This window comes from Nocardia anaemiae NBRC 100462 (assembly GCF_001612725.1).
Classification (GTDB): Bacteria; Actinomycetota; Actinomycetes; order Mycobacteriales; family Mycobacteriaceae; genus Nocardia; species Nocardia anaemiae.
This window is the reverse complement of the sequence record NZ_BDAZ01000018.1, coordinates 38968-64862: the sequence shown is the minus strand read 5'-3', so window position 1 is coordinate 64862 and position 25895 is coordinate 38968. Positions and strand designations below refer to the sequence as shown.

20 protein-coding genes are annotated in these 25895 nt (G+C 65.5%); 10 read left to right on the top strand and 10 right to left on the bottom strand.

The genetic code is table 11. The features are described 5' to 3' along the window. The first annotated feature begins 38 nt into the window (after positions 1-38). Positions 39-959, top strand: coding sequence for an LLM class F420-dependent oxidoreductase (locus tag NA5_RS12850; RefSeq protein ID WP_062985486.1), 921 nt, complete (start codon positions 39-41; stop codon positions 957-959). Here NA5_RS12850 and rpoB read toward each other — a convergent pair. Both rpoB and NA5_RS12840 read right to left on the bottom strand, forming a co-directional pair. Beyond that, positions 948-4394: a DNA-directed RNA polymerase subunit beta gene (gene rpoB / locus NA5_RS12845; protein ID WP_062985353.1), complete on the bottom strand. Its 3447-nt coding sequence runs from the start codon at positions 4392-4394 to the stop codon at positions 948-950. The genes NA5_RS12850 and rpoB overlap by 12 nt on opposite strands. Positions 4395-4710: 316 nt before the next feature. Further along, positions 4711-6735, bottom strand: a complete 2025-nt coding sequence (locus NA5_RS12840) for a CocE/NonD family hydrolase (protein WP_062985351.1) — start codon at positions 6733-6735, stop codon at positions 4711-4713. A gap of 278 nt (positions 6736-7013) precedes the next feature. Between NA5_RS12840 and NA5_RS12835 the strand changes: the two genes are divergently transcribed. Further along, positions 7014-7607, top strand: coding sequence for a dihydrofolate reductase family protein (locus NA5_RS12835; RefSeq protein ID WP_062985349.1), 594 nt, complete (start codon positions 7014-7016; stop codon positions 7605-7607). 1 nt (position 7608) lies between these two features. On the opposite strand, the gene NA5_RS12830 is transcribed toward NA5_RS12835, so the two are convergent. After that, positions 7609-8340: a TetR/AcrR family transcriptional regulator gene (locus NA5_RS12830; protein WP_062985484.1), complete on the bottom strand. Its 732-nt coding sequence runs from the start codon at positions 8338-8340 to the stop codon at positions 7609-7611. A 46-nt stretch (positions 8341-8386) separates the two neighbouring features. Here NA5_RS12830 and NA5_RS12825 point away from each other — a divergent pair, with 46 nt between their 5' ends. Continuing rightward, positions 8387-9895, top strand: coding sequence for an FAD-dependent monooxygenase (locus NA5_RS12825; protein WP_062985347.1), 1509 nt, complete (start codon positions 8387-8389; stop codon positions 9893-9895). Positions 9896-9897: 2 nt separating this feature from the next. Here NA5_RS12825 and NA5_RS12820 read toward each other — a convergent pair whose 3' ends face one another. Then, complete coding sequence (locus NA5_RS12820) at positions 9898-10425, bottom strand: LppP/LprE family lipoprotein (protein WP_157110371.1); 528 nt, start codon at positions 10423-10425, stop codon at positions 9898-9900. A 154-nt stretch (positions 10426-10579) separates the two neighbouring features. Here NA5_RS12820 and NA5_RS12815 point away from each other — a divergent pair, with 154 nt between their 5' ends. The 4 genes from NA5_RS12815 to NA5_RS12800 all read left to right on the top strand — a co-directional run bounded on the left by NA5_RS12815 (position 10580) and on the right by NA5_RS12800 (position 14913). Further along, positions 10580-11470, top strand: a complete 891-nt coding sequence (locus NA5_RS12815) for a bile acid:sodium symporter family protein (RefSeq protein ID WP_062985345.1) — start codon at positions 10580-10582, stop codon at positions 11468-11470. Positions 11471-11537: 67 nt separating this feature from the next. Further along, positions 11538-13232: a serine/threonine-protein kinase gene (locus tag NA5_RS12810; RefSeq protein ID WP_062985343.1), complete on the top strand. Its 1695-nt coding sequence runs from the start codon at positions 11538-11540 to the stop codon at positions 13230-13232. Positions 13233-13331: 99 nt separating this feature from the next. Then, positions 13332-13700 (top strand): DUF1304 domain-containing protein, encoded by a 369-nt coding sequence (locus NA5_RS12805; RefSeq protein ID WP_062985341.1) that lies wholly within the window; start codon positions 13332-13334, stop codon positions 13698-13700. 130 nt (positions 13701-13830) lie between these two features. Continuing rightward, on the top strand, positions 13831-14913 hold the full coding sequence (locus NA5_RS12800; RefSeq protein WP_157110370.1) for a PQQ-dependent sugar dehydrogenase: 1083 nt from the start codon (positions 13831-13833) through the stop codon (positions 14911-14913). 6 nt (positions 14914-14919) lie between these two features. On the opposite strand, the gene NA5_RS12795 is transcribed toward NA5_RS12800, so the two are convergent. Further along, complete coding sequence (locus tag NA5_RS12795) at positions 14920-15609, bottom strand: hemerythrin domain-containing protein (RefSeq protein WP_062985339.1); 690 nt, start codon at positions 15607-15609, stop codon at positions 14920-14922. Positions 15610-15755: 146 nt separating this feature from the next. On the opposite strand from NA5_RS12795, the gene NA5_RS12790 reads away from it, so the two are divergent. Beyond that, a complete protein-coding gene (locus NA5_RS12790) occupies positions 15756-16406 on the top strand; it encodes a TetR/AcrR family transcriptional regulator (RefSeq protein ID WP_062985338.1) in 651 nt (216 codons plus the stop codon). Positions 16407-16419: 13 nt separating this feature from the next. Here the strand turns inward: NA5_RS12790 and hutI are convergent, their stop codons facing one another. The 5 genes from hutI to hutH form a co-directional block, all read right to left on the bottom strand. Beyond that, entirely contained in the window at positions 16420-17589 is a 1170-nt protein-coding gene (hutI, locus tag NA5_RS12785) for an imidazolonepropionase (RefSeq protein WP_062985477.1), read from the bottom strand. Positions 17590-17630: 41 nt separating this feature from the next. After that, on the bottom strand, positions 17631-18935 hold the full coding sequence (locus tag NA5_RS12780) for a formimidoylglutamate deiminase (RefSeq protein ID WP_062985336.1): 1305 nt from the start codon (positions 18933-18935) through the stop codon (positions 17631-17633). Positions 18936-18960: 25 nt separating this feature from the next. Then, a complete protein-coding gene (locus tag NA5_RS12775) occupies positions 18961-20160 on the bottom strand; it encodes an allantoate amidohydrolase (protein ID WP_062985334.1) in 1200 nt (399 codons plus the stop codon). After that, the gene (hutU, locus tag NA5_RS12770) at positions 20157-21809 is read right to left on the bottom strand and encodes a urocanate hydratase (RefSeq protein WP_062985332.1); all 1653 of its coding nucleotides are present in this window, start codon (positions 21807-21809) and stop codon (positions 20157-20159) included. The genes NA5_RS12775 and hutU overlap by 4 nt, the downstream gene beginning before the upstream one ends. Positions 21810-21943: 134 nt before the next feature. After that, a complete protein-coding gene (hutH, locus tag NA5_RS12765; protein WP_062985330.1) occupies positions 21944-23500 on the bottom strand; it encodes a histidine ammonia-lyase in 1557 nt (518 codons plus the stop codon). A gap of 86 nt (positions 23501-23586) precedes the next feature. Between hutH and NA5_RS12760 the strand changes: the two genes are divergently transcribed. Beyond that, on the top strand, positions 23587-24369 hold the full coding sequence (locus tag NA5_RS12760) for an IclR family transcriptional regulator (protein WP_062985328.1): 783 nt from the start codon (positions 23587-23589) through the stop codon (positions 24367-24369). Positions 24370-24546: 177 nt separating this feature from the next. After that, complete coding sequence (locus NA5_RS12755) at positions 24547-25869, top strand: family 1 glycosylhydrolase (protein WP_062985326.1); 1323 nt, start codon at positions 24547-24549, stop codon at positions 25867-25869. Positions 25870-25895 lie beyond the last annotated feature (26 nt).

Genomic DNA, 25895 nt, shown 5'->3' with positions numbered 1-25895 from the left:
CCCGACCCACAAGATCAGTTTCGGGCACCATGGTCGGCATGGATCTACGCATCTTCACCGAACCGCAGCAGGGTGCGAGCTTCGACACGCTGCTGACCGTCGCCAAAGCCACCGAGGATCTGGGTTTCGACGCATTCTTCCGCTCTGACCACTATCTGGCGATGGGCGGCCTCGATGGCCTGCCCGGCCCGACCGATGCCTGGATTACCCTGGCCGGGCTGGCCAGGGAGACCAAGCGCATTCGGCTCGGCACCCTGGTAACGGCCGCCACCTTCCGGCTGCCCGGACCGCTGGCCATCCAGGTCGCCCAGGTGGATCAGATGTCCGGCGGCCGGGTCGAATTCGGACTGGGCAGTGGCTGGTTCGCCGAGGAACATGCCGCCTATGGCATCCCGTTTCCGCAGGACAAGTTCACCAGGTTCGAGGAGCAGCTGGCCATCATCACCGGCCTGTGGGCGACAAAGGTCGGCGATAAGTTCAGCTTCGACGGTGCACATTACGCGATCACGGACTCCCCCGCCCTGCCGAAGCCGGTGCAGAATCCGCTGCCGGTGCTGATCGGCGGGCACGGTGCGACGCGCACCCCGCGCCTGGCCGCCACCTACGCGACCGAATTCAATATGCCCTTCGGCTCGCTCGAGGACAGTGCCCGTCAATTCGATCGTGTGCGCGCCGCCGCGCAGGCTCGCGGCCGCCGCCCCGACGATCTGATCTACTCCAATGCCCTGGTGGCCTGTGTCGGTGCCTCCGATGCCGAGGTGGCGCGCAGGGCCGCCGCGATCGGCCGTGAGGTCGAGGAACTGAAGACCAACGGGCTCGCGGGGTCCCCCGCCGAGGTCGTCGACAAGATCGCCCGCTACGCCGAAATCGGCGCTACCCGTCTCTATCTCCAGATCCTCGATCTCGACGATCTGGCGCATCTGGAACTCATTGCGGCCCAGGTTATGTCACAGCTGTAGATCGTCTACGGTAGCGGATTCGTTGCGGGACAGGTTGATGCCCAGATTCGCCGCCGCCCGGTCGATATCGTCCTCGTCGGTGCCGCCCATTTCGATGGCGGCGCCGTCTGAGGACAGCACCTCGACGTTGAGGCACAGCGACTGGAGCTCCTTGAGGAGCACCTTGAACGACTCCGGAACGCCCGGCTCCGGAATGTTCTCACCCTTGACGATCGCCTCGTACACCTTGACCCGGCCCGCGATATCGTCGGATTTGATGGTGAGCAGTTCCTGCAGCGTGTATGCGGCGCCGTAGGCCTGCATGGCCCAGCACTCCATCTCACCGAAGCGCTGACCACCGAACTGCGCCTTACCACCGAGCGGCTGCTGGGTGATCATCGAGTACGGACCGGTCGAACGGGCGTGGATCTTGTCGTCGACCAAGTGGTGCAGCTTCAGGATGTACATGTAGCCGACGGCCACCGGGTACGGGAAGGGCTCACCGGAACGTCCGTCGAACAATGTCGCCTTGCCGTCCGCGCCGACCATCACCTCGCCGTCGCGGTTGGGCAGTGTGCAGCCGAGCAGCCCGCTGAGCTCTTCCTCACGGGCTCCGTCGAACACCGGGGTGGCGAGATTGCTGTCGGCGGGCGCGGCGCGCATCTCCTCCGGCAGCGAACTCGCCCAGTCGGGTGTGCCCTGAATCTGCCAGCCCGCCTTGCCGATCCAGCCGAGGTGGGTCTCCAGGATCTGGCCGATGTTCATACGACGCGGCACACCGTGACTGTTCAGGATGATGTCCACCGGAGTGCCATCGGGCAGGAACGGCATGTCCTCGGTCGGGAGGATCTTGCCGATGACACCCTTGTTGCCGTGACGACCGGCGAGCTTGTCACCGTCCTGGATCTTGCGCTGCTGCGCAACATAGACGCGCACCAGTTCATTGACGCCGGGCGGCAGATCGTCGTCGTCCTCGCGCGAGAACACCCGAATACCGATCACTTTGCCCGATTGACCATGGGGCACCTTCAGCGAGGTGTCGCGCACTTCGCGCGCCTTCTCACCGAAGATCGCCCGCAGCAATCGTTCCTCCGGCGTCAACTCGGTCTCACCCTTGGGCGTGACCTTGCCGACCAGGATGTCGCCGTGTCGCACCTCCGCGCCGACGCGGATGATGCCGCGCTCATCGAGATCGGCGAGCACTTCGTCGGAGACATTCGGGATGTCCCGGGTGATCTCCTCGGCACCGAGTTTCGTATCGCGAGCATCGACCTCGTGCTCCTCGATGTGGATCGAGGTGAGCACATCCTGTTCGACGATGCGCTGCGACAGGATGATCGCGTCCTCGTAGTTGTGGCCCTCCCACGGCATGATCGCCACGAGCAGGTTCTTGCCGAGGGCCATCTCACCGTTCTCGGTGCACGGGCCATCGGCGAGCACCTGACCGGACTCGACGCGCTGCCCCTCGTCGACGATCGGACGTTGATTGACGCAATTGCCTTGATTCGAGCGAGCGAACTTGCGTAACCGGTAGCTCTTGCGGGTGCCGTCGTCGGCCATGACGGTGATGAAGTCGCCCGAGACCTCCTCGACCACACCGGCTTTCGCATTGACGACCATATCGCCCGAATCGACGGCGGCCCGAAACTCCATACCGGTACCGACGATCGGCGCCTCGGAACGGATCAGCGGCACGGCCTGGCGCTGCATGTTCGCACCCATGAGGGCCCGGTTGGCGTCGTCGTGCTCGAGGAACGGAATCATCGCGGTCGCGACCGAAACCATCTGGCGCGGTGAGACATCCATGTAGTCGACCGCATCGGCGGGTACCGATTCGACCTCCTCGCCGAGGCGGCGGGCCAGGACCTTGTCCTCCAGCAGATATCCGTCCGCGTCGATCAGCGAATTGGCCTGGGCACGCACATACCGTTCCTCTTCGTCCGCGGTGAGGTACTCGACCTCATCGGTGACCCGGCCGTCGACCACCTTGCGGTACGGCGTCTCGATGAAACCGAACGGATTGACCCGCGCGTACACCGACATGTAGCCGATCAGGCCGATATTCGGGCCCTCCGGGGTCTCGATCGGACACATCCGGCCGTAGTGACTGTGGTGCACATCGCGCAATTCCAGGCTGGCGCGTTCACGGGACAGACCACCCGGGCCCAGCGCAGAGAGCCGCCGTTTGTTGGTCAGACCCGACAGCGGGTTGTTCTGGTCCATGAACACCGACAACTGCGAAGTGCCGAAGAACTCCCTGATAGACGCGGTGACCGGACGGATATTGATCAGCGTCTGCGGGGTGATGGCCTCGACGTCCTGGGTGGTCATCCGCTCGCGGACCACCCGCTCCATCCGCGACATGCCGACCCGGATCTGGTTCTGGATCAGCTCGCCGACACGGCGCAGGCGACGGTTACCGAAATGGTCGATGTCATCGATCTCGACCCGAACTTCGACACCACCGGGCGCCGTCATGGTCTTTTCGCCCGCGTGCAGCCGTACCAGGTACTCGATGATCGCGATGAGATCCTCCTCGGTCAGCACCTGGTCCGTCGTGGTGCTGATGCCGAGCTTCTTGTTCACCTTGTAGCGACCGACGCGCGCCAGGTCATAGCGCTTCTCCTTGAAGAACAGGTTCTCCAGCAGCGCTTGCGCGGACTCCTTGGTCGGCGGCTCGCCCGGACGCAGCTTGCGATAGATATCGAGCAACGCGTCGTCGGCGCCGACCGTATGGTCCTTCTCCAGGGTCGACATCATCACCTCGGAGAAACCGAAACGCTGCGTGATCTGCTCGGAACTCCAGCCGAGCGCCTTGAGGAAGACCGTCACGGGTTGACGGCGCTTGCGGTCGATGCGCACACCGACGGTGTCGCGCTTATCGATATCGAACTCCAGCCAGGCACCCCGCGAAGGGATGACCCGCACCCCGTGCAGATCCTTCTCGGTGCTCTTGTCGACCGTGTGATCGAAATAGACACCCGGCGAACGCACCAGCTGCGAAACAACCACGCGCTCGGTGCCGTTGATGATGAACGTGCCCTTGTCGGTCATCATCGGGAAATCACCCATGAAGACCGTCTGGCTCTTGATCTCACCGGTGTTGTTGTTGATGAACTCGGCGGTCACGAACAACGGCGCCGCGTAGGTCATGTCCTTGTCTTTGCACTCGTCGATGGAGGCCTTGACCTCCTCGAAACGAGGATCCGAGAAAGAAAGGGACATCGACCCGGAGAAGTCCTCGATCGGCGAGAGCTCCTCGAGTACCTCCTGCAGTCCGCCCGTCGAATCACCCACGCCTAGCTCGGCGGCGCGGGCCTCCCATGCCGGGCCGCCGATCAACCAGGCAAATGAATCGATCTGCACGTCGAGCAGGCCGGGGACCTCCAGTGGCTCCCGGATCCTTGCGAAAGAAATCCGCTTCGGTGCACCGACCGTCCGGCTCGATTCTGACAAGGTGCGTCCTTCCCCTCACGCAATGCACGAACATCGCTTGTCTACTGAGAATTCCGCCCCGGCAACGCACCCGAACGAAACTCGCGCACCACGAAGGAAACATCACCACAGCGGATGATGTTTACAACGATTGGTTCGTGAGGTGGACGGGAGGCAACCAGCGCAACGTCCAAAATTACACGCGCACTCGCGGAATGTCGAGAGCGGAATCAGAATAGGAGTCAATGTTTTTGAGCCACGTCAAGCCCGCGCTGAATTGCTTCCCATTTATAGAATAACTTGCGGATGCCGCCTACGTCAAGCTCTTCGGCACATTTCAGGCGATCGGCCGGTTCGTCGGCAGATTGACGAAGCTCGGCGCACCCGGATCCAGCTGCAGGTATTGCGGCTTGAGTTCGGTGGCGTTGAGCATCGGCCGAAAAGCCAACGCCTTCGGCACATTTCCGGCGAACACATCCACCCGCAGCCGGTGGCCGGGCAGCAAGAGGGCCTGCGTCGGGATGACCGCGATATCCAGCGTCACGGGCTTTCCCGGCACGACGGGCAGCATGCTCTCCACGGTGATCGGGTTGTACGGCGCGGTGTAATCGCCGCTCGCCGAACGCATGCTGCGTGCTTCGTCCACCGCGCGCAGCGACGCGGTGAGCTGGCCGGTGGTCAATACGGTGGACGTGCCGTCGGGCGCGACATCGTTGACGGTGACATCCCAATAGCCGTCCGCCGCGTCGTGCACCACATTGAGGTGCACATTGATCGGCCCGGACAGCACCGTCGGCGCACTCATCTCGGCGCTGGTGAAGGTCAGCCCATTGCCTTCGGCGACGCGAGAATCCTTGGCGCAGATATCTAATGGCGCGGCGAGACCGGCGGAGCCCTGTGCGGCATCACGTGAGCACGCCATGGTCACCCCGGGTGACACCTGCAGGGCGATGCGCTCCTTCGGCTTGGCCGAGGACAGTGATCCGTCGTGCACCGCATGCTCGGCGGTATCGCTCGACGCCGAGGACAGGTAGACCCGGCGATGTGTGACACCGCGTTCCGGGAACTGCCCCAGAGTTTTCCAGCCCGAGCCCTGCTCCCACAGCGTGATCGGGCCGAAGTCGCCGATGCCGTTGTCGATCCCTTTGAGCCACTTGTCGAACCACACCCGCTGCAGCACGTCCAGCCGCGGCGGCGCACCGGGCCCACCGGTACCGGCACCCGGATTCGCATGGTAGGTATCGCCGATCAGCAACTGCTTCTCGGCCTGCGGCAGCGGGATGACGTTGTACAGTTTGGACGCGCTATTGGCGAAGATGTCATGCCAGCCGCCATACATGAAGGTGGGCACCGTGATTCGCTCCGGATGCCCCAGAATCCCCTGCCGGAATTCACTGCTGTCGTCGAGCGCGGCGGCCAGTGCCGTCGGTACCCGGTCCAGCGACGGAGTGAGCAGCGCCTGGGCCAGCAGTTCGGAATTGGTTGTCGGATCGGCCATCCTGGACTGCAGCCATTTCCAGTCGAAAGTGCCGTTGAGCATCGACTGCACGTCGGGAATCAGCTTCGACTGGTTCACATTGCTCAACCACAGTGGCAGGAAGGTCGTGCCGATACCGCCACCGGGGGCGACGACATCACGCATCAAATCACTGCCCGCCTCCACCGGGAAGATGGCTTTCAGTGCGGCAGGGGCGTTTTCGGCCGCACGGAGTTGATTGATGCCCGCATAGGAGCCGCCGCTCATACCGACAGTGCCGTTGGACCACGGCTGCTTGGCCGCCCAATCGATCACCTCGCGGGTGTCCAATTGTTCACGCTTGCCGAGGGTGTTCCAGGTGCCCTGCGAGAAGCCGGTGCCGCGGACGTCCGCGACCACCAACGTGTAGCCGCTGCGGATGAGATTCCGGTCGATGCCGAGCACGGTCTGGATCATGCCGCCGTCGAGTGCGTGCATCAGCTCGCCGAATCCGCTGATCGGCGTGCCGGACAGATTCAGGCGCCGGACCATATCCATGGTGAACGGCCGCAGTCCGGGCGCGGCGAATGCCGACTCGACCAGATTGCTCATGAGTTTGGTGTACGGCGTGAGGTTCACGATCGTCGGCAACGGCTTGCTGACCACCGTGTTCGTCGCATCGACGGGCCGATACACATTCGCCTTGAGTATGACGCCGTCGCTCATGCGAATCGGGACATCCCAGTCGATATGCACATCGGGGTACTCCTGCGGACCGTCGTGCATAGCCGTCCACCGCTCACCGAGGGCGGTGTTGATGCTTTGCTCGGCGGTCGCGGATCCACCGCCACTCGAAGCGAGTGCCACCACGGCGACGACAACGGTCGCCAGTCGAATCCAACGCATAAGCGCAGGTGCCACTCCATGCCCCGACAACTCGTGATCCCTTCTCGACTGGTACGCAGCATGTAGACAAGAGCGCCCGATCGACGCGCGACGACCATAGCAACCCATTGGCGAATATCCCGCTAGCTACGGTCCGGTCGGTTCGGCGGATTCGCCCGCAGACTCGCTGAGCCCCCGTGCGGCGTTATCGAACCGTGACCGATTCGGGTCGAATCACCGAGCCCCGTTCCGACCCACCGGTACACGCCACCGAGGCGTGCTGACTCGAAAGGATCGAAATGCGCAAGCTCATCGTCGTCAACATCATGTCGCTGGACGGCTACTTCGAAGGCGAGGGCGGCAATGTCATGGCCCTGCCGATGGACGAATCATTCGACCGCACCAATCTGGAGCACATCCGCAATGCCGATACCGTCCTGCTCGGCGGCACGTCCTACGGGATGTTCAGCGGCTTCTGGCCGAATGTCGAGCACGAGCCGACGTTCTCGACCACCAATCGCGAATTCTCCAAGCGCTACAACGCCGTCGACAAGGTCGTCGTTTCCGACCACGCGGAACTTCCGCCCGCGGACCACGCCTGGGCGAGTAATACCCGCATCATCCCCCGTTCCGACGCCTATGCGGCGATCGCCGAGCTGAAGCGACAGCCGGGCGGCGATATCGTCGTCTTCGCCAGCCGAATCCTGTGGAATGACTTGCTGATCCACGGCCTGGTGGATGCATTGCATTTGGTGATCGGCGCGACCACGCTCGGCGCGGGTACTCCGATCTTCACCGGCGACCACCCGGCCCTGCGGCGGGTGGAAACTCGAACCTTCGACAACTCCGACAACATCTTCGTGCGCTACGTCCCACTCGATGGCGGGAATTGAGTTATATCGGCAGCCCGAGACGATCCGTGATGCCGTCGAGCAGGCTGGTCAAAGTCCACTCGACGGGGTCGATACCACCGGTGGTGGTGCGCGCGGAGATCCAGCGGGCGAAGGCGGGATAGCGGCCGTCGGCGAGGATGGGCGCCAGCATCGGTTGCGCGGCGGCGGCCAACTCGTCGTCGGTATGCAGTCCGGAGCGTGCCCGCATGCGGTTCTCCTCGGCGAGTTGCAGTGCGGCGCCGATGAGATGGCCGTCGACGGCGGCGGTGATCAGCGTCATATCGTCGGCGGCGATGTCGAGGGGCTCCAAGAGGGCGAAGCGGAAGTCGAAGTAGCGCAGTGCATTCGGCCCGAGCGGCGGTCGGGTGTGCACGAGTTCACCGAACCAGAGGTGGCCCTGGATCACCGACCAGGTGGCCAGCGAAAGCTCTTCGAGCGCGGTGCGCCAATGGCCCGAAGGCGTTGCGGGCAGCGGTATCTCACCGTAGACGGCGTCGATCATCAAGTCGACCAGACCGTCCTTGCTGCCGACATAGCGATACAGCGACATCGGCGTGGACGCACCGACCGCCGTGGCGATCCGGCGCATCGTCAGCGCCCGCGCGCCCTCGGTGTCGGCCACGGTCAATGCCGCGCGCAGGATGCTCGCCCGGCTCAGCGTCGTGGTCGGTCGGCCCGGCGGTTCCGGTAGCGACCAGATCAACGGTCCGGGCGGCGACGAATCCTCGCGCATTGTCACCTCCTTGCCGGGCATTCAACCATTCGTGTACAACGTACACATGATGTACAAAGTACACGAACCTAGTGTTCTCATCGTCGGCGGCGGCTTGGTCGGACTGTCGGCCGCGCTGTTCCTGCGTCGACAGGGCGTGGCATCGCTGCTGGTCGAACGCAGGGCGACCACCTCACCGCAACCCAAGGCCAGGCGCATCAATATCCGGACCATGGAACTGTTCGGACAGCTCGGCATCGCCGAGGAGGTTCTGGACGCGGCCCGCGACCTCGCGGCGTACCAGCACTTCGCCGCAGGTCCGACGCTCGTGCGGGCCGAACGGATCCCCTTCACACTGCCCGGCGGCGTGCCCGACTGGTCGACCATCACCCCGGCCACCGCCTGCCTGTGTGCCCAGGATCTGCTGGAGCCGGTGCTGCGGCGTATTGCCGTGGCCCGCGGCTGCGATGTGCGATTCGGCGTCGAACTCACCGACTTCGCCGAGGAGACCGATGGCATCACCGCCACGATCGCCGCCGCCGATGGCACGGTCGAGCGGTTGCGGGCGGACTATCTGATCGCCGCCGACGGCGCGTCGAGTCCGATCCGCGAGCGGCTCGGCATTCCGCGCGATGGCCGTGGCACGCTCGGCCGAGCCGTCAACGTCTACTTCCGCGCCGATCTCACCGAGTTGGTGCGCGGTCGCGAATTCAACCTCTGCCAGATCGAGAACGCCGATGCGCCAGGAGCTTTCGCCTCGATCGACGGGTCACACCGCTGGATATTCACTACCACCGAGGGAGCAGACCGACCGATGGACGAGTGGCCGAACGTCTTGCGGACGGCCATCGGCGTTCCCGATATTCCGATCGAGCTGATCAGCGTATTGCCCTGGGAGCCAGGGATGTTCGTCGCCGAGCAATACCGTGCCGGCCGCGTCTTCCTGGCCGGTGACGCCGCCCATGTCATGCCGCCCTTCGCCGCCGCGGGCGCGAATACCGGCATCGAGGACGCGCACAATCTCGCCTGGAAGTTGGCGGCCGTACTCCGCGGCGAGGCGGATCCGGCATTGCTCGACACCTACCACACCGAACGCCGCCCGGTCGGCTGGTATATCGCCGACCAGTCGAGCATCCGAACCGCCGACCTGCGCACCATGAACCGCGAATCCACCGACGCCACAGCACTGGCCGATCCGATCGCCCTCATTCTCGGCAATCGCTACTGGGCGGGCGCACTCATCGACGACGGCAGCCCGCACACCATGGCGCATCTCGATCTCACCGGCCAACCCGGCACGCGACTGCCGCATCGCCGACTGTCCGACGGTCGTTCCACACTCGACCTCATCGAAACGTCCTGTGCCCTCCTGGTCGGCCCAGCAGGCACCGCATGGAAAACCGGCCTACCGCTGGAAATCCATGAACTCGACCAGGATTGGCCCGAAACCGTGGGCCTCTGCGCTACCGGCGCGCTGCTCGTGCGCCCCGATCACATCATTGCCTGGCGCATGCCGAGCCTGCCGAGCGATCCGGCCGCCGAGCTACACGCGGCCCTGGAACGCATAATGCGATGACGCTATTTCGGTGGCGTCCCGATCGTCTGGACTTGCTTTCCATCCCAATGGAATTGGACCGGCGTCGGCGTGCCGTCCGGACAGGCATTGCAACTGCCTGGCGTCTTGTAGATCACGCCGACGGTGTCATCGGTCGTGCGCCCCGGATCCAGCGCAGTGAACCCGAGACTCTCCCGCGTGCCGGTACCGACGAACTCGCCTTTGTGGAACAGCAGCACTTGATTCGGTGAACTGCCGGTCGCGCCCTCGACCGTAATGATCACCGCCGACAGCGTGACGCACGGATCGTAGGTGCCTTCGAATCCGGCCGGATCGGTGGACCACGGCACCTTGGTGATCGGATCGACGGGCAGCGTCGCGATGGCGGCGCCGATCACCGGCGCGGTGAGGTCGACGCCGCATTTCGCCGCGGGCGACGTAGTGGTCGGTTCGAAATCGGTGATCCGGACGCTGTTATCACCCGAGCCACATCCGGTCACGCAGGTCAGTCCGATACCGAGGGTGAGCAATACGAGCCGATACATCTGCATCGAGGGAAGGCCCCTTCAGGTCGGACGGTTTCTCGATCGCGCTCCGCACACCATCATCGCATCGCCCACAGGCGGGCTCCCACGGGTGGGGTCGCCGCCCGGACGACGAGTCGATAACGTCGATATCCGTCCGAGTCCTGATGAGGAGATCTGAATGGGTTCAACGATTTTCGCCGTGTTCCTACCGCTGGCCCTGGCGCTGGTGATGTTCGGACTCGGGTTGACCTTGACTGTCGATGATTTCGCGCGGGTGCTGCGCTATCCCAAGGCGGCGGTGGTCGCGCTGGTGTGCCAGATGATCGTCTTGCCCGCGATCTGTCTTGGTCTGGTCTATCTGTTCCGGCTCGAAGGTGCGCTGGCCGTCGGGGTGATGCTGCTCGTCGCCTCACCTGGCGGGCCGTCGGCGAATCTGTTCAGCCATATCGCCGGTGGCAATGTGGCTCTGAATATCACGCTGACCGCGATCAATTCGATTCTCGCCGTCTTCACCCTGCCGCTGGTGGTCACGCTGTCGTTCACGCTGTTCATGGACGATGACGCCGCGATCGGGCTGCGGCCGGATAAGTTCGCCCAGGTGTTCGCGATCGTGCTGGTCCCGGTCACGGTGGGGATGTGGGTGCATCGTCGGTTCACCGACTGGGCCGAGCGAATGCGCAAGAACGTCAAGATCGTCTCGGCGGTGGTGCTGCTGCTGGTCGTGGCGGCGGCGGTGGGGCGCGAATTCGACACGCTCACCGAGAACATCGGCAAGCTCGCCACCCTCAGCCTGCTGCTGTCGACGCTGAGTTTCGTCATCGGCTACACCGTGCCGCGCTTGTTCCGGGTGCAGACCGATCAGGCGATCGCCTCGGCGATGGAAATCGGCATCCACAACGGCGCGTTGGCCATCGCGGTCGCCTCGAGCGTGCTGCACAATTCGCAGATGGCGGTGCCGCCCGCGGTGTACGGGGTGCTGATGAATATTCCGGCCGCCATCGCCGCGTACTTGTTGGCGCGGCAGCTGCACCGCGCGGCTCCCACACCGGTTCCGGCCGCTACCGGCTAGCGCAGCCGAGCGCGGCCATGGGTAGCCTTTGCGTGTTCGACATCAGGTGAGAGGACCCCAGTTCGCGATGCGACCGCTCGGCACAGACGATCCAACGCGGATCGGGGACTACCGGCTACTCGGCCTGCTCGGTGCGGGCGGTATGGGCCGGGTGTACCTCGGGCGCAGCGCGGGTGGCCGCACCGTCGCGGTGAAGGTGATCCGCCCGGATCTGATCGGCAACGAGTTCCGGGAGCGGTTCCGGCGCGAGGTCACCGCGGCACGGCGCGTCGGCGGGAAGTTCACCGCGCCGGTGCTCGACGCTGATGTGGATTCGACGCCGCCGTGGCTGGCGACCGGCTATGTGGCCGGTTTCTCGTTGACCGATGCGGTCGAGCAGTTCGGCACGTTCAGCGAGAACACGCTGCTGGTGCTCGCGCACGGGCTGGCCGAGGCATTGATCGCCGTGCACGGCGCCGGGATCGTGCATCGCGATCTGAAACCGTCCAATGTGCTGCTCGCCGTGGACGGTCCGAAGGTGATCGACTTCGGCATCGCGCGCGCCGCCGAGGACAGCGCGCTGACGACCACCGGAAATGTCATCGGCTCACCGGGATTCATGTGTCCGGAGCAGGTGCTCGGACCGACCATGGGACCCGAGGGCGACGTCTTCGCACTCGGCGGCGTACTCGTCTACGCGGCGACCGGGCAGGGGCCGTTCGGCTCCGGCGAGACGGTGCAGATGCTGTATCGGGTGGTGTACGAGGAGCCGCGGCTCGCGGCGGTGCCGGACCGGCTGCGGCCGCTCATCGCGGCATGTCTGAACAAGGATGTGGCGGCTCGGCCGACACCGCAGCAGTTGCTCGATCAGCTGGCCGAACTCGGGGTTCCCGAGCGTGGCGGCTGGCTGCCCGCGCCGGTGCTCGAAGAGGTGAGTCGGCGAGCGGTCGCACTGCTCGATCTGGAATCCGGACCGGTCGAGGCGGTCGGTCCGGATCCGTCGCGGTCGGCGCCGACGATTTCGCGGGCGGTGTCGCAATCGCCGCACACACTGTCCCGGCCCGCGGCCGATACGGTGGCTTGGCAGTCCGGGAATACGGCATGGCCATCCGGACAGACTGGGCCGCAAGGCAATTCGAGTCATGTGTACGCACCGTATCCACCTGCGCAGGATCGGTCGGGGCCGCAACCCGCCTACTACCACGCGCCGCCGAAGAGTCGTTCCCGTCGGCCCGCATTGATCGTCGCGGCCGTGGTGGTCTGTCTCATCGTCGCGGGCGGCGCATTCCTCATCGGGACCCAGCTGACCGACAAATCCGCCGATTCCGCGGCGACGGTGAGCACTACGCCGGTGGCCACCTCCGTCGCCCGCACGACCACTTCGACGGCACAGACCTCCGCGACCAGCACCTCGGCAGCGGCAACGGACTCCGTGATACCCGAAGCATTCGTCGGCAAGTGGACCGGCACCGCACGAGACGCGCTCGCCACCTTCGATATCGAATTGACCATTCACGATGGGAAAGTCGGCGAGGAGGTCGCCACCTCGGCCAATACCGGGCAGGCTTCGCGCAGCCGGTGCGAACGCGCCGAACGTCTGACGAATGCCACCGACACCCAGCTCACCTTCGTGGCACGGCTCAGCGGCGGTGCGAGCGGGTGCATGGACGAAGGATCGACCTCGAAGGTGATCCTGCAGCCGGACGGTTCGGTCACCTACAGCTTCAGCGGCGGATTCAGCGGTGTGCTCGGCGATATCACCGGCACTCTGCACAAGAGTTGACGTGCGAGGTTCGTCGGGCGCGCCTTCCGACGCTCCCGACGCCGATCGTCCATCCTGTGGACCGACAACGAGCCGTATCCGTGTGAAGGGATCAATCGAATGCGCGTAGTAGCCGAGGTGCTTGTCGGTCTGGTGGCGTTGCTGCACATCTACATCCTGGTCATGGAGATGTTCCTGTGGACCACCCCGCGGGTGCGCGCGTCCTTCGGCAGCACCGCCGAATTCGCCGAACAGACCAAGGTTTTGGCCGCCAACCAGGGGCTGTACAACGGCTTCCTGGCTGCCGGTCTGATCTGGGGCATTATCGCCTCGGACCCGGTCGGATTCGCCGCGATGATCTTCTTCACCGCATGCGTTGTCGTCGCCGGAATCTACGGTGCGGCGACCGCGAACCGTCGGATCCTGTTCGTCCAGGCGTTGCCCGGTGCGATCGCCCTGTTCGCCGTCCTGATCGCGGGCAGTGACTAACGCTTGCGGAACCGTCGCCGCGCGCGAGTTCGCTCGACACTGGCCCGTGATGTCGCAGCGGATGGCGGACCGGCGGCTGAGCGGGCACGATCGAGATAGCACCGCCGAATGATCAATCGGAGGGATACGCATGCGCAGATTGATCGGGATCGTGATCGCCGTGCTGATGGTCGGCGCGGTGACCGGATGCGGCAGCGATTCCGGCTCGGCGACCGACGTGGTCACGAGCACCGCGCCCAGCACGCCGTCGGGTGTGCCGGATCTGGCTGCGGGGCAGGAGATCGCGCGCGATATCGATGTGCCATGGGGAGTGGCCTTCCTGCCCGATGGCGGTGTGCTGGTCGCGGAACGGGATACCGGCCGAATTCTGCGGGTGGTGCCCGGTCGCGCGCCCGAGCGGGTGTACGAGGTTCCGGGGGTGGTCGCCCGCGGCGAGGGTGGTCTGCTGGGGCTTGCGGTAGCGGCCGACTATGCCGAAACTCGGTATGTCTACGCGTATTTCACCGCTGCCGATGACAATCGGATCGTGCGCTTCCGACTCGACGGACAGCCGGAGGTCATCTTCGATGGTATCGCCAAGGCCGGATTCCACAATGGCGGACGAATCGCCTTCGGGCCCGATGGGATGTTGTATGTCGGAACCGGAGATGCGGGGCAGGGCAGCAGATCACAGGATCCGGCAAGCCCCAATGGCAAAATCCTTCGGCTGACATCCGATGGCGCTGCGGCACCGGGCAATCCGACGCCCGGTTCACCGGTTTACAGCCTCGGGCACCGCAATGTGCAAGGCCTGGCTTGGGATCGGGAGGGCAGACTCTTCGCCGCGGAATTCGGTCAGGACGCGTTCGACGAGATCAATCTGATCGAGCCGGGCCGCAACTACGGCTGGCCGATCGTCGAAGGCAACGGCGGCGCGGACCGGGGATTCACTGAACCCCAAGTCATTTGGAAACCTTCGGAGGCATCGCCGTCCGGCATTGCCATCGCCGGTGACACCCTCTATGTCGCGGCGCTGCGCGGCGAGCGATTGTGGACGGTTCCGCTGCGCGACGGGACGCTGGGCACTCCACAGTCCCGGCTGCCGGACCTGGGCCGCCTGCGCACGGTGACCATAGCCCCGGACGGCGCACTATGGCTGACCACCTCCAACACGGACGGCCGCGGTGACGTCCGTGCCGGTGATGATCGGATCATCCGCTTCCCGGCGCGCTGAATTCGGTTATTTGACAACCTTTCCAACCGTGCGCAGATCGCGGCGCAGCAGTGCGGTCTCCCTGGCGTAGCCACGGCGGCCGAACACTCGATACAGCAGCCGAACGGGAGCCGGGATCGCTCTCACGAATTCCGACCATTCGCGCTCATCGGCCTCCTCGGCGATATGACCGAGGAATACCAGGGCCCGCCCCCTCGAAAACGACGCCATACCGCGCTTACCGAGTTCGGCCCACTCCGAGGCGGTCAAGGTCTCGGCCACGATCGGCAGTACCGAATCCTCCTCCAGGCGAAGATGTTCGGTGAGCTCCGCATGTAGTCGGCGTAATCCCTCGACCAGCAGATCCGCCGTTTCCGCACCGCCCTGATGTTCCCATTCGGACAGTTCGGAATCGACGCGTCGCATGAGCGCATCGATCTGTCCGTGCTGGGTCTGTATGCGATCGAGGAGTGTCGAATCCAGTTCCGCCGAACGCAGTTTCGGCAAGATCAGCTCGTCCTTATAGCGGTGATAATGATGCAGCGCGGCGAGCATCTCGCGCGCGTGTGCACTCACTCGCGTCACCTGTTCCGTATCCGTGGGCGCGGTGGCCTCGACAATATCCGCCAGCAAACGGAATTCGCGACGGAAGACGCGGTGCACGAGCACCATGTCGTGGGTTTCACAGCCCGGCGCCGCGGCGGCCCGGCGGCTCATAACTCCTGCTCCAGCGCAGATAGAGAATCCCCGATAGTCATTTAGTTCCTCCCGATACTAAATGCACTCCTGTGCAATAAGTGCAACTTAGTATAGTTTTGGCGGAGGCAGCACTGTCAAGATGGCACTCGGAGGACAAGCAGCGAATGACCGAGCACCGCGCCCGGGTCGGCGAGACCACCCAGGTCGAGGAAACCGCCCAGCTCACATCGGGCCGCGTCGCCCAGCGCCGACGCACCCGCAAAGCGATCGTCGAAGCCTCGATGACACTGTTGAACCGCGGTATCGAGCCCTCGGTCAATGACATCGCCGCCGCCGCGGATGTGTCCCGACGCACGGTGTACCTGCATTTCCCCACGCTCGACCAGTTGATGCTCGATGCCACTATCGGCCTGCTCAGCGCGAGAACCGATGCGGCGCTGACGAATATCCATTCCCAGGACCCGCGGCTGCGCATCGCCGAATTGGTGCGGGCGATGGGTGCGGAAATCACCGAGCTCCTGCCGATGGGTCGGCGGCTGGTGAAGCTCACCGTCGATCCACCCACCGAGGACGCGCCGGGGCGCGGGCATCGTCGGGTGCGTTGGATCGAATGGGCGCTCGAACCACTGCGGGACCGCATGTCCCAGCGGCAGTTCGATGATCTCGTGTCGAGTATCGCACTCGTGGTGGGCTGGGAGGCGTTCATCGTGCTGATCGATGTGCGTGGACTCGAGCCCGATGCCGCCGTCGACGTATGTGCCCGCACCGCGACGACTCTCGTGGATGCCGCGCTTCGCTCGCTCGAGAACCCATAGGCGCCGAATTCGGTCATCCTGTCGCGCTCGGCCATCGGTCCATCGGAATGCGTTGTCCCAACCGCCACACGGCCAGCGTCAGTGGGACGCCCGGACGGTACGCCAGATGGGTGACCGAGGGGGCGTCGAGTACCTGGAGATCGGCGCGCGCACCGACTGCGACGACTCCGACATCGTTGCGGCGCAACGCTTTCGCGCCCGCCGCAGTGGCCGCATACACGGCTTCGGCGATCGAGAGACCCATTTGGAGAACAGCCGTTGCCACGCAGTAGGCCATCGATGTGGTGTAAGAGCTGCCCGGATTGGCGTTGGTGGCCAGGGCGACGGTCGCGCCCGCGTCGAGCAGTGCGCGGGCGGGGGCGAGGGACTGTCGAGTGGACAGGTCGCATGCGGGCAGGACAGTGGCGACGGTGTCCGAGGCGGCTAGGGCATCGATATCGGCTTCGGTGAGGTAGGTGCAGTGGTCGACGCTGGCCGCGCCGTGGCGGACCGCGAGTTGCACACCGGGGCCGGTGCCCAATTGGTTGCCGTGCACGCGTAAGCCGAGTCCGCGCGCGGCCGCGGCGCGCAGGACGCGATCGGACTGGTCCTCGTCGAAAGCGCCTGTCTCGCAGAAGACATCGGCCCAGCGCGCATGCGGTGCGACCGCGTCGAGCATATCCCCGCAAACCAGGTCGACGTAGGCTTCGGCGTCGGCACCGGGCGGAACCAGGTGCGCGCCGAGGTAGGTGACCTCGTCGGCGATGGCGGCGGCGATACGGGCCGAGCGTGCCTCGTCGGGGACGCTGAGGCCGTATCCGGTTTTGGTCTCCAGGCAGGTCGTGCCCTGGCGGTAGGCCTCGGTGACATGGCGGCGCAGGTTGGCCGAAAGCTGTTCGTCGGAGGCGCTTCTGGTGGCGGCGACGGTCGTGGCGATGCCACCGGCACGGTAGGGCTGCCCGGCCATTCTGGCCTCGAATTCCGCGGTGCGATCACCGGCGAAGACCAGGTGGGTGTGGCTGTCGACCCAACCGGGCAGCGCGGCGCGGCCGCCGATATCGACACGATCGTCGGCGGCGGGTGCGGAGTTCGCCGGGCCGATCCAGGCGAAGCGCTCATCCTCGAGCACCACCGCGGCGTCGTGCAGCGGGCCGTCCGGTGCATTGGTGGCCAGCTCGCCGATTCCAGTGATGAGGGTCGACACGGTGCCCTTTCTGTCGGTGGATATTCCGGTCTCTGCCCGAATCACGGTGGGCACAATGCCCGAATCTCCTCTTGTAGAACGTTTTCCGGTTGTGGCACCAGGACATGGCGGCCCTCGGCAACCACCTGTCGCCCGGCTACCAGCACCTCGCGGATATCGGTGGCCGAGGCGGCGAACAATGCGGCCACGGGTTCGGTGCCCGCGGTACGGATCGAGTCGAGATCGATGGTGACCAGATCCGCCGCCGCACCCGCTTCTATGCGGCCTACTTCCGGCCAGCCGATCGATGCGTGATCTGTTGCGGCATCGAACAATTCCGCGATCTCGAATTGTCCTCGGCTGCGCGTGGCGAGACGTTCGTTCAACTCCAGTGCGCGCCACTCTTCGAAACCGTCGACGATCGCATGACTGTCAGTGCCGAGGCACAGCCGGACTCCGGCATCGAGTAGTTCGCGGGCGGGGCCGATTCCGTCGCCGAGATCGCGTTCGGTGGTCGGGCAGAAGCATGCCCACGACCGCGCGTCGGCCAGCATCTCGATGTCGGCGGTGCTCATATGTGTGGCATGCACGGCTACCGTATCCGGCCCGAGCAATCCTGCATCGGCCAGCAATGCCGTCGGCGTAAGACCGTATGCGGCAAGGCAGTCGCGATTCTCGGCCGGTTGTTCGGAGAGGTGGACGTGCACCGGCCGACCGTCGGCCTGTTGGGCGACCACCGCCAGTGCCGCGGGCGGCACCGCGCGTACCGAATGTGCGGCAACACCGGTGCGCACCAGCTCCGACTCCGGTTCGAACGCGGCGGCGCGCTCGGCCCAGGCCGCCGCATCGCCGTCGCTGAAGCGCCGCTGATGTTCGTCGGGCTCCTGACCGAATCCGCCGCTGAGATAGCAGGTATCGAGCACGGTGAGCCGAATTCCGGCATCCTGTGCCGCCGCGGCCAGGGCCGCGCTCATCGCATTCGGATCGGCATAGGCCACCCCGCCCGGCGCGTGATGCAGATAGTGGAATTCGCCGACGCTGGTATATCCGGCGAGGACCATCTCCGCGTAGACCCCGCGTGCGAGCCGGTAGTAGGAGTCGGGATCCAGCCGATCGGCGACCGCGTACATCCGTTCCCGCCAGGTCCAGAACGAACCCCGGCCGTGGTGGGTGCGTCCGCGCAGGGCGCGGTGGAAGGCGTGTGAGTGCGCGTTCGCGAAACCGGGAACGGTCAAGCCGCGCAATATATTTCCGTTCGGCTCGGTACCGCGGGTCACCGAGCGGATGGTCGATCCGGCGACATCGATTGTCACCCGTTCAGCCAATCCGTCCGGCAGCCAGGCGAATTCGGCCCAATACACGCTCATCGGTGCCGAACTCCGCGCTGCGCGCTCATTTCGCCAAGTCCTCGAGCACGCGAGCCAGGCTCGCCGCACCGAAGTCCACGTCCGCGGGTTCCGAATACTCCTGCGGCGCATGGCTGATGCCGGTCGGGTTGCGCACGTAGAGCATGCCGGACGGCACGTGGGCCGCAAGGATGCCCGCATCGTGCCCCGCGCCGGTGGGTAGGGCGGGAACGCCGCCGAGTACGGCGTCCATTCGGTCCCGCAGTGTCGGGTCGAAAACGACGTCGTCCGAATACGATTCCTCGGTCACGGTGACCTCGCAGCCCTCGGCGGTGGCGGCTTCGCGGGCGAATCCGGCGATATCCTCGACCAGCGCGGCGGTGCGTCCGGCTCCGGCGACGCGTGCGTCCAGCCACAGATCTACGGTCGAGGCGATGACATTCGTGCCGCCCGGTGTGGGTATCAACTTGCCGACAGTCGCCCTGGCATCGTCAGTGGCCGCGGCAACCCGGCGGGCCGCCGCGATGACGGCGGCCGCGGGCAGCATCGGATCGTGCCGGTCGGGCATGCGGGTCGCACCGGCGTGATTGCCCTGGCCGGTGAAGGAGAACCGGTAGCGGCCGTGCGCGATGATGCTGCTGCCCGTGGCGACCGGGCTGTCCAGGTCGATCAGCCCACGGCCCTGTTCGACATGCAATTCGACGAAGCAGCCGATACTGGCCAGCGCCTCGGGATCAGCGCCGAATCGATCCGGATCCTGTCCGGATTTGGCCGCGGCCTCGGCGAAGGTGATTCCGGCGGCGTCGCGCAGTCCGCGAGCCCGGTCGGCATCGATGGCACCGGTGAGCAGCCTCGAGCCCAGGCACGGCACCCCGAAACGTCCGCCCTCCTCCTCCGCGAATACCAAAAGCGCGAGCGGCTTCGCGGGAGTGAAGCCCCTGGCGCGCAAGATATCCACCGCGGCGAGTGCGCTCGTCACCCCGAGCGGGCCATCGAACGCGCCCCCGCCGGGCACCGAGTCCAGATGACTCCCCGTCACCACCGCGTCGGGACCTTGCCTGCCCCACCACGCCCAGATGTTCCCGTTGCGGTCGGTCGTCACATCGAGACCGCGCCGGGCCGCCTGTTCGATGAACCAGTCCCGTAATTCCAGCTCGGCACGATCGAAGACGTGCCGAGAGTATCCACCGCGCCGCGCGTCACGGCCCACATCGGCGATTTCGGCGAGCAGACCGTTCGCTGTCACTTGTTCTCCTGCATCGGGATTCGCACGCCACGCTCCTCGGCGACCGCACTGGCACGCTCGTACCCGGCGTCCACATGCCGAATGACGCCCATGCCGGGGTCATTGGTGAGCACCCGCTCGATCTTCTGTCCCGCCAACGCGGTTCCGTCGGCGACACAGACCTGTCCGGCGTGGATGGACCGGCCCATGCCCACGCCACCGCCATGGTGGATGGACACCCAACTCGCGCCCGAGGCCGTGTTGACCAGCGCGTTGAGCAGCGGCCAGTCGGCAATGGCATCGGATCCATCGGCCATTGCCTCGGTTTCGCGATACGGCGAGGCGACACTGCCGGAATCGAGGTGGTCGCGGCCGATCACCACCGGAGCCCGCAGCTCGCCATTGGCGACCATTTCATTGAAGCGGAGACCGGCCAGATGCCGCTCGCCGTAGCCGAGCCAGCAGATGCGGGCCGGAAGTCCTTGGAAGGCAACACGTTCCCCGGCCATGCTGATCCAGCGGCGCAGGGATTCGTTCTCCGGAAACAGTTCCAGCATGGCCCGGTCGGTCGCGGCGATATCCGCCGGGTCACCGGACAGCGCCGCCCAGCGGAACGGGCCCTTGCCCTCGCAGAACAAGGGTCGGATGTAGGCGGGCACGAAGCCGGGGAAGTCGAAGGCCCGTTCGCAGCCGCCGAGTTTCGCCTCGCCGCGCAGCGAATTGCCGTAGTCGAAGACCTCGGCGCCGCGATCGAGGAACCCGAGCATCGCATCGACATGTTCGGCCATCGATTCGCGCGAGCGATCGGTGAATTCGTCGGGCTTCTTCGCGGCGTAATCGGCCCAGTCTTCGAGTGCGACACCGCGTGGGAGGTACGCGAGGGGGTCGTGCGCCGAGGTCTGGTCGGTGACGATATCGATCTCGACACCCACCGCCAGCAGCCTCGGCAGCACCTCGGCCGCATTGCCGATCAGCCCGACCGACAGTGCCTTTCGCTCCCTGCGCGCCTTCGATACCCGACGCACCGCATCCTCGAAATCGGTGGCGATCTCATCGAGATAGCGGTCGTGCACCCGACGCTCGGCACGCGCCGGATCGCATTCGACGACCAGCGCCACCCCGCCGTTCATGGTGACCGCCAATGGCTGGGCACCGCCCATGCCGCCCAATCCGGCTGTGAGGATGAGAGTTCCGGCGAGCGTGCCGCCGAAACGCTTATCCGCCACGGCGGCGAAGGTCTCGTAGGTGCCCTGCAGAATGCCCTGGGTGCCGATGTAGATCCACGAACCCGCGGTCATCTGGCCGTACATGGTGAGGCCCAGCGATTCCAGTCTGCGGAACTCCGGCCAGCTCGCCCAGTCCCCCACCAGATTCGAATTGGCGATCAGCACCCGTGGCGCCCATTCGTGCGTCCGGAACACACCGACCGGCTTCCCCGACTGGACCAGCAGGGTCTCATCGGCCTCGAGTGTGGTGAGGGTGCGGGTGATCGCATCGAAGCTGGCCCAGTTCCGCGCCGCCTTACCGGTGCCGCCGTAGACCACCAAGTCCTGCGGGCGCTCGGCCACCTCGGGATCGAGATTGTTCTGCAGCATCCGCAGGGCGCCCTCGGTCTGCCAGTTCTTGGCCGTCAGTTGCGTGCCACGCGCCGCCCGCACTGTCCGCGTCATCGAATGTCCTCCATATCAGCGAATTGCCCCTTCGGTGTCGCATAGCTAGTGGTGACCTCGCATGAGGTAGACCCTGTGCGCGATCCTGATTCGCTATGCGGGAACCGGATCGCATCGGATGTCGGCAAGGGAGCTCACCTTCCTGAGGTGCCGAGGTGGGGGGTGACCGCGTCGAGCAGTTCGCCGGAGCGGATCAGTTCTGCCGCGGCGGCGATTTCCGGGGCGAGGTGTCGGTCCGGACCCGGGCCGACGACCTCGGTGCGCAGCAACGCGAGTGCCGCCGCAGTGGCCGGGGACGGACGCAATGGTGCACGCAAGTCCAATGCTCTTGCCGCCGTGAGATATTCGATGGCAAGTACGGTGGCCAGACCATCCACCGCCCTGCGTAATTTGCGCGCGGCCGACCATCCCATCGACACATGGTCTTCCTGCATCGCGCTGCTGGGAATCGAATCCACCGAGGCTGGCATCGCGAGGCGCTTTAGTTCGCTGACGATTCCCGCCTGGGTGTACTGGGCGATCATGTGCCCGGAATCGACGCCGGGATCGGCGGCGAGGAAGGCCGGAAGACCATGTGAGCGTGCGACATCCAGCATCCGGTCGGTGCGCCGCTCGGCCATGCTGGCGACATCGGCGACCGGAATGGCAAGGAAGTCCAGCACATACGCCACCGGAGCACCGTGGAAGTTGCCGTTGGATTCCAGCCTGCCATCGGCGAGTACGACGGGATTGTCGATCGCCGAAGCCATTTCGCGCTCAGCGACCAATTCGGCGTGTGCGAGAGTGTCGCGGGCGGCACCGTGCACCTGTGGTGCGCAGCGCAACGAATACGCGTCCTGCACCCGGTTGCATTCCGGACCACGGTGGCTGGCAACGATTTCCGATCCCGCCAGCGCGGCCGCCATGCGCCGCGCCGACACCGCTTGACCCGGATGCGGACGCAGCGCCTGCAGATCGGCGGCAAAGACCCGGTCGGTGCCGAGCAATGCTTCCACGCTCATGGCGGCGGTGATATCGGCGACGTCGAGCAATCGGCGTAGGTCATTGATCGCGAGCGCCAGCATGCCGAGCATGCCGTCGGTGCCATTGGTGAGCGCGAGGCCTTCCTTCTCGGCGAGGGTGAGCGGCGTGATTCCTTTGGCGTGCAAGGCTTCTGCCGCCGCAACAACACAGCCAGCGGAGTCCGTGACCTCGCCCTCCCCCATCAGAGCCAATGCGACCGCGGCCAGTGGCGCGAGATCGCCGGAGCAGCCGAGCGAGCCGAACTCGGGCACCACCGGTGTAATGCCCGCATTGATCAACGCGGCCAAGGTGCGCGCCGTCTCCGGTCGCACCCCGGTATGTCCGGTGGCCAGCGTGCGCAGCCGCAGCAGCATCATGGCGCGCACCACTTCGATCTCGACCGCCGCACCCGCGCCAGCGGCATGCGAGCGGATCAGCGACCGCTGGAGCGCGGCCCGACTCTCCGGTGGAATGTGCCGGGTGGCCAGCGCGCCGAAGCCGGTGGAGACGCCGTAGGTCGGGACCGTCCCCGCGGCCAGCGCGTCGACGTGCTGGCGCGCATGGGTCAGCCGCTTCTCGGCGGCCTCGCTGAATCGGACCTCGGCGCCGTCGCGGGCAACGGCGACGATGCGTTCGACGGTCAGTGGCCCGTCCAGCTCCACGGGCGGTAACTGCGTGGTATCCGGCATAGGCCCATTCCACCGCCACGGGGGCGGGTGGAGAATGAGGCTGGGCCAGGTTCTGTCTGGTATCCGAGACAACCAGAGGAAGTGGCATGGGAACGAGCAGCGATATCCCGGCGCTGCGGCGCGGCCTGGCCTTGCTGCAGCTGATGGCCACCCGGGCCGGACCGGTATCCGCGTCCACGATCGCGCGTGAGCTGGCCATCCCCCGCTCCACCACCTATCACCTACTCGCGGAGTTGGAGCAGGCCCGCTTCGTCACCAGGCTGCCCGCCGAACGGCGCTATGGTCTCGGTATCGCCGCCTTCGAATTGGGTTCGGCGTATCTGCGCCACGATCCACTGGAGCGGGTGGCCGGACCGTTGCTGCGCGAGTTGGCCGGACGGGTCGGGCACAACGCGCACCTCGGCGTTCTGCACGGCAACGAACTGCTGTATCTGATCAAGGAGCGCCCGGCGCGCCCGGAAACGCTGGTGACCGATGTCGGTGTCCGCTTACCCGCGCAGCTGACCGCGTCGGGCCGGGCGATCCTGGCGTATCTGCCCGCCGCCCATGTGCGCGCGCTGTTCCCGTCGGCCGCGGTCTTCGTGCGCCGCACCGACCGCGGGCCGACCAGTCTGGCCGCGCTGCGCAGCATGCTGGCCGCCGAGCGTCGGCGCGGCTGGGCGAGCGAGGACGGACATGTCACCGCTGGCTTCGCCTCGGTCGCCTATCCGGCATTCGATCACGACCATCGGCCGATCGCGGCGATCAGCGTGACGCTGCGGCACCACTGCGAGCAGATCCCCTGCGAGGCCGATTGGTCCGGTCTCGCAACCCAGGTGCGGTCCACCGCCGACGAACTCACCCGCCGCATCGGCGGACGGGTGAGCTGACCATGGCGAACAGATAGCAATCGCGACAAACTTCCAGGTCTTCACACCTCATGCGCGACACACCGACCAACTGCCCGGTTTTCAGCAATTCGACAGTTACGCTGAGAGATCACCGACCGGGGCAAGGCTCCACCAGGTGCCGCACGACCAACAGCGCCGGATGGGGACAGGAGCTCGATGCGAACACCGATGCGCCGCCGCGCCCTGGCCGGGCTCGCGTTCATCGCGACCGCGCTGCTGCTGCCCGGCATCACCATGCCGACCGCACAGGCGACCATCGCACCGTTCGGTCGGGAATTCCTCTGGGGCGTCGCATCATCGGGCTTCCAATCCGAAGGCCATGCGCCGGACAGCAATTGGACCCGCTATATCGAAACCGGCAAGGCCGGGGACGACTACGAGAATTCGGTCGATTTCTATAAGCGCTACATCTCCGATATCAACCTGGCCGCACGCCTCGGGGTCCGGGTGTACCGAATCGGCATCGAATGGGCGCGAGTCCAACCGCAACCCGATACCTGGGACGAGGCGGCATTCGGCTTCTACGACAACGTGATCGCCCGCATTCTCGCCGCTGGTATGCGGCCGATGCTCACGCTGGATCACTGGGTGTATCCCGGCTGGGCCGCCGATCGTGGCGGCTGGCGCAATCCGGGCATGGTCGAGGATTGGCTGATCAATATGCGAAAGGTGGTGCACCGCTATGCCTCTCGCAACCCGCTGTGGGTCACCTTCAACGAGCCCGCCGCCTACATCGGCACCGAACTTCGCATCGGCGCGATCACACCGGACGAGGCGCCCGCGATGCTGGACCGAATCGCACAGGCGCACAACGCGATCTACGACACCATCCATCAGAACGTGCCCGATGCCCAGGTCACCAGCAATCTCGGCTATGTCGCGGGCGCCGACACCGAGGTGAATCAGCCGCTGGTGGACCGAATCGCCGATAAGCTCGATTACATCGGCGTCGACTACTATTTCGCGCCCCTGCCGGAAACGAACAAGGCGGTGCAGGGTGGCTCGAACGAGGGTCCGGCGATCTGGGAACTCCCGATTCACACCGAGGGCATCTACTACGCATTGCGCCATTACGCGCAGTTATTTCCCGATCGCCCACTGTATGTCGTGGAGAACGGCATGCCAACCGAGGACGGTAAACCGCGCGCCGACGGCTACACCCGCTCCGACCACCTCCGCGACACCGTCTACTGGCTCCAACGCGCCAAGGCCGACGGCATAAACGTCCTCGGCTACAACTACTGGAGCCTGACCGACAACTACGAATGGGGCAGCTACACACCGCGTTTCGGCCTCTACACCGTCGACGTGCGCACCGACCCGACCCTGGCGCGCCAACCCACCGATGCGGTCGAGGCCTACCGCGGCATCATCCAATCCGGCGGCGTCCCCACCGGCTACCGTCCGACCCGCCCGCCGGTAGAATGCGGCTTGGTCGACCCACCCGACAGCTGCGACGCAACCGTCGCCGTTCCCTGACCTGGTTTCCTTCCGACTCCGCTATG

What these genes read in the sequence shown, in the direction of transcription:
- NA5_RS12850 (WP_062985486.1), top strand. Translation starts at nt 39, where the DNA reads ATGGATCTACGCATCTTCACCGAACCGCAGCAGGGTGCGAGCTTCGAC.
- hutU (WP_062985332.1), bottom strand. Translation starts at nt 21,809, where the DNA reads ATGACGCGGACAGTGCGGGCGGCGCGTGGCACGCAACTGACGGCCAAG.
- NA5_RS12760 (WP_062985328.1), top strand. Translation starts at nt 23,587, where the DNA reads ATGGGAACGAGCAGCGATATCCCGGCGCTGCGGCGCGGCCTGGCCTTG.
- NA5_RS12830 (WP_062985484.1), bottom strand. Translation starts at nt 8,340, where the DNA reads ATGCGCGAGGATTCGTCGCCGCCCGGACCGTTGATCTGGTCGCTACCG.
- NA5_RS12840 (WP_062985351.1), bottom strand. Translation starts at nt 6,735, where the DNA reads ATGCGTTGGATTCGACTGGCGACCGTTGTCGTCGCCGTGGTGGCACTC.
- hutH (WP_062985330.1), bottom strand. Translation starts at nt 23,500, where the DNA reads ATGCCGGATACCACGCAGTTACCGCCCGTGGAGCTGGACGGGCCACTG.
- NA5_RS12820 (WP_157110371.1), bottom strand. Translation starts at nt 10,425, where the DNA reads ATGCAGATGTATCGGCTCGTATTGCTCACCCTCGGTATCGGACTGACC.
- NA5_RS12800 (WP_157110370.1), top strand. Translation starts at nt 13,831, where the DNA reads ATGCGCAGATTGATCGGGATCGTGATCGCCGTGCTGATGGTCGGCGCG.
- NA5_RS12815 (WP_062985345.1), top strand. Translation starts at nt 10,580, where the DNA reads ATGGGTTCAACGATTTTCGCCGTGTTCCTACCGCTGGCCCTGGCGCTG.
- NA5_RS12805 (WP_062985341.1), top strand. Translation starts at nt 13,332, where the DNA reads ATGCGCGTAGTAGCCGAGGTGCTTGTCGGTCTGGTGGCGTTGCTGCAC.
- NA5_RS12810 (WP_062985343.1), top strand. Translation starts at nt 11,538, where the DNA reads ATGCGACCGCTCGGCACAGACGATCCAACGCGGATCGGGGACTACCGG.
- NA5_RS12835 (WP_062985349.1), top strand. Translation starts at nt 7,014, where the DNA reads ATGCGCAAGCTCATCGTCGTCAACATCATGTCGCTGGACGGCTACTTC.
- NA5_RS12825 (WP_062985347.1), top strand. Translation starts at nt 8,387, where the DNA reads ATGATGTACAAAGTACACGAACCTAGTGTTCTCATCGTCGGCGGCGGC.
- NA5_RS12790 (WP_062985338.1), top strand. Translation starts at nt 15,756, where the DNA reads ATGACCGAGCACCGCGCCCGGGTCGGCGAGACCACCCAGGTCGAGGAA.
- NA5_RS12795 (WP_062985339.1), bottom strand. Translation starts at nt 15,609, where the DNA reads ATGAGCCGCCGGGCCGCCGCGGCGCCGGGCTGTGAAACCCACGACATG.
- NA5_RS12780 (WP_062985336.1), bottom strand. Translation starts at nt 18,935, where the DNA reads ATGAGCGTGTATTGGGCCGAATTCGCCTGGCTGCCGGACGGATTGGCT.
- NA5_RS12755 (WP_062985326.1), top strand. Translation starts at nt 24,547, where the DNA reads ATGCGAACACCGATGCGCCGCCGCGCCCTGGCCGGGCTCGCGTTCATC.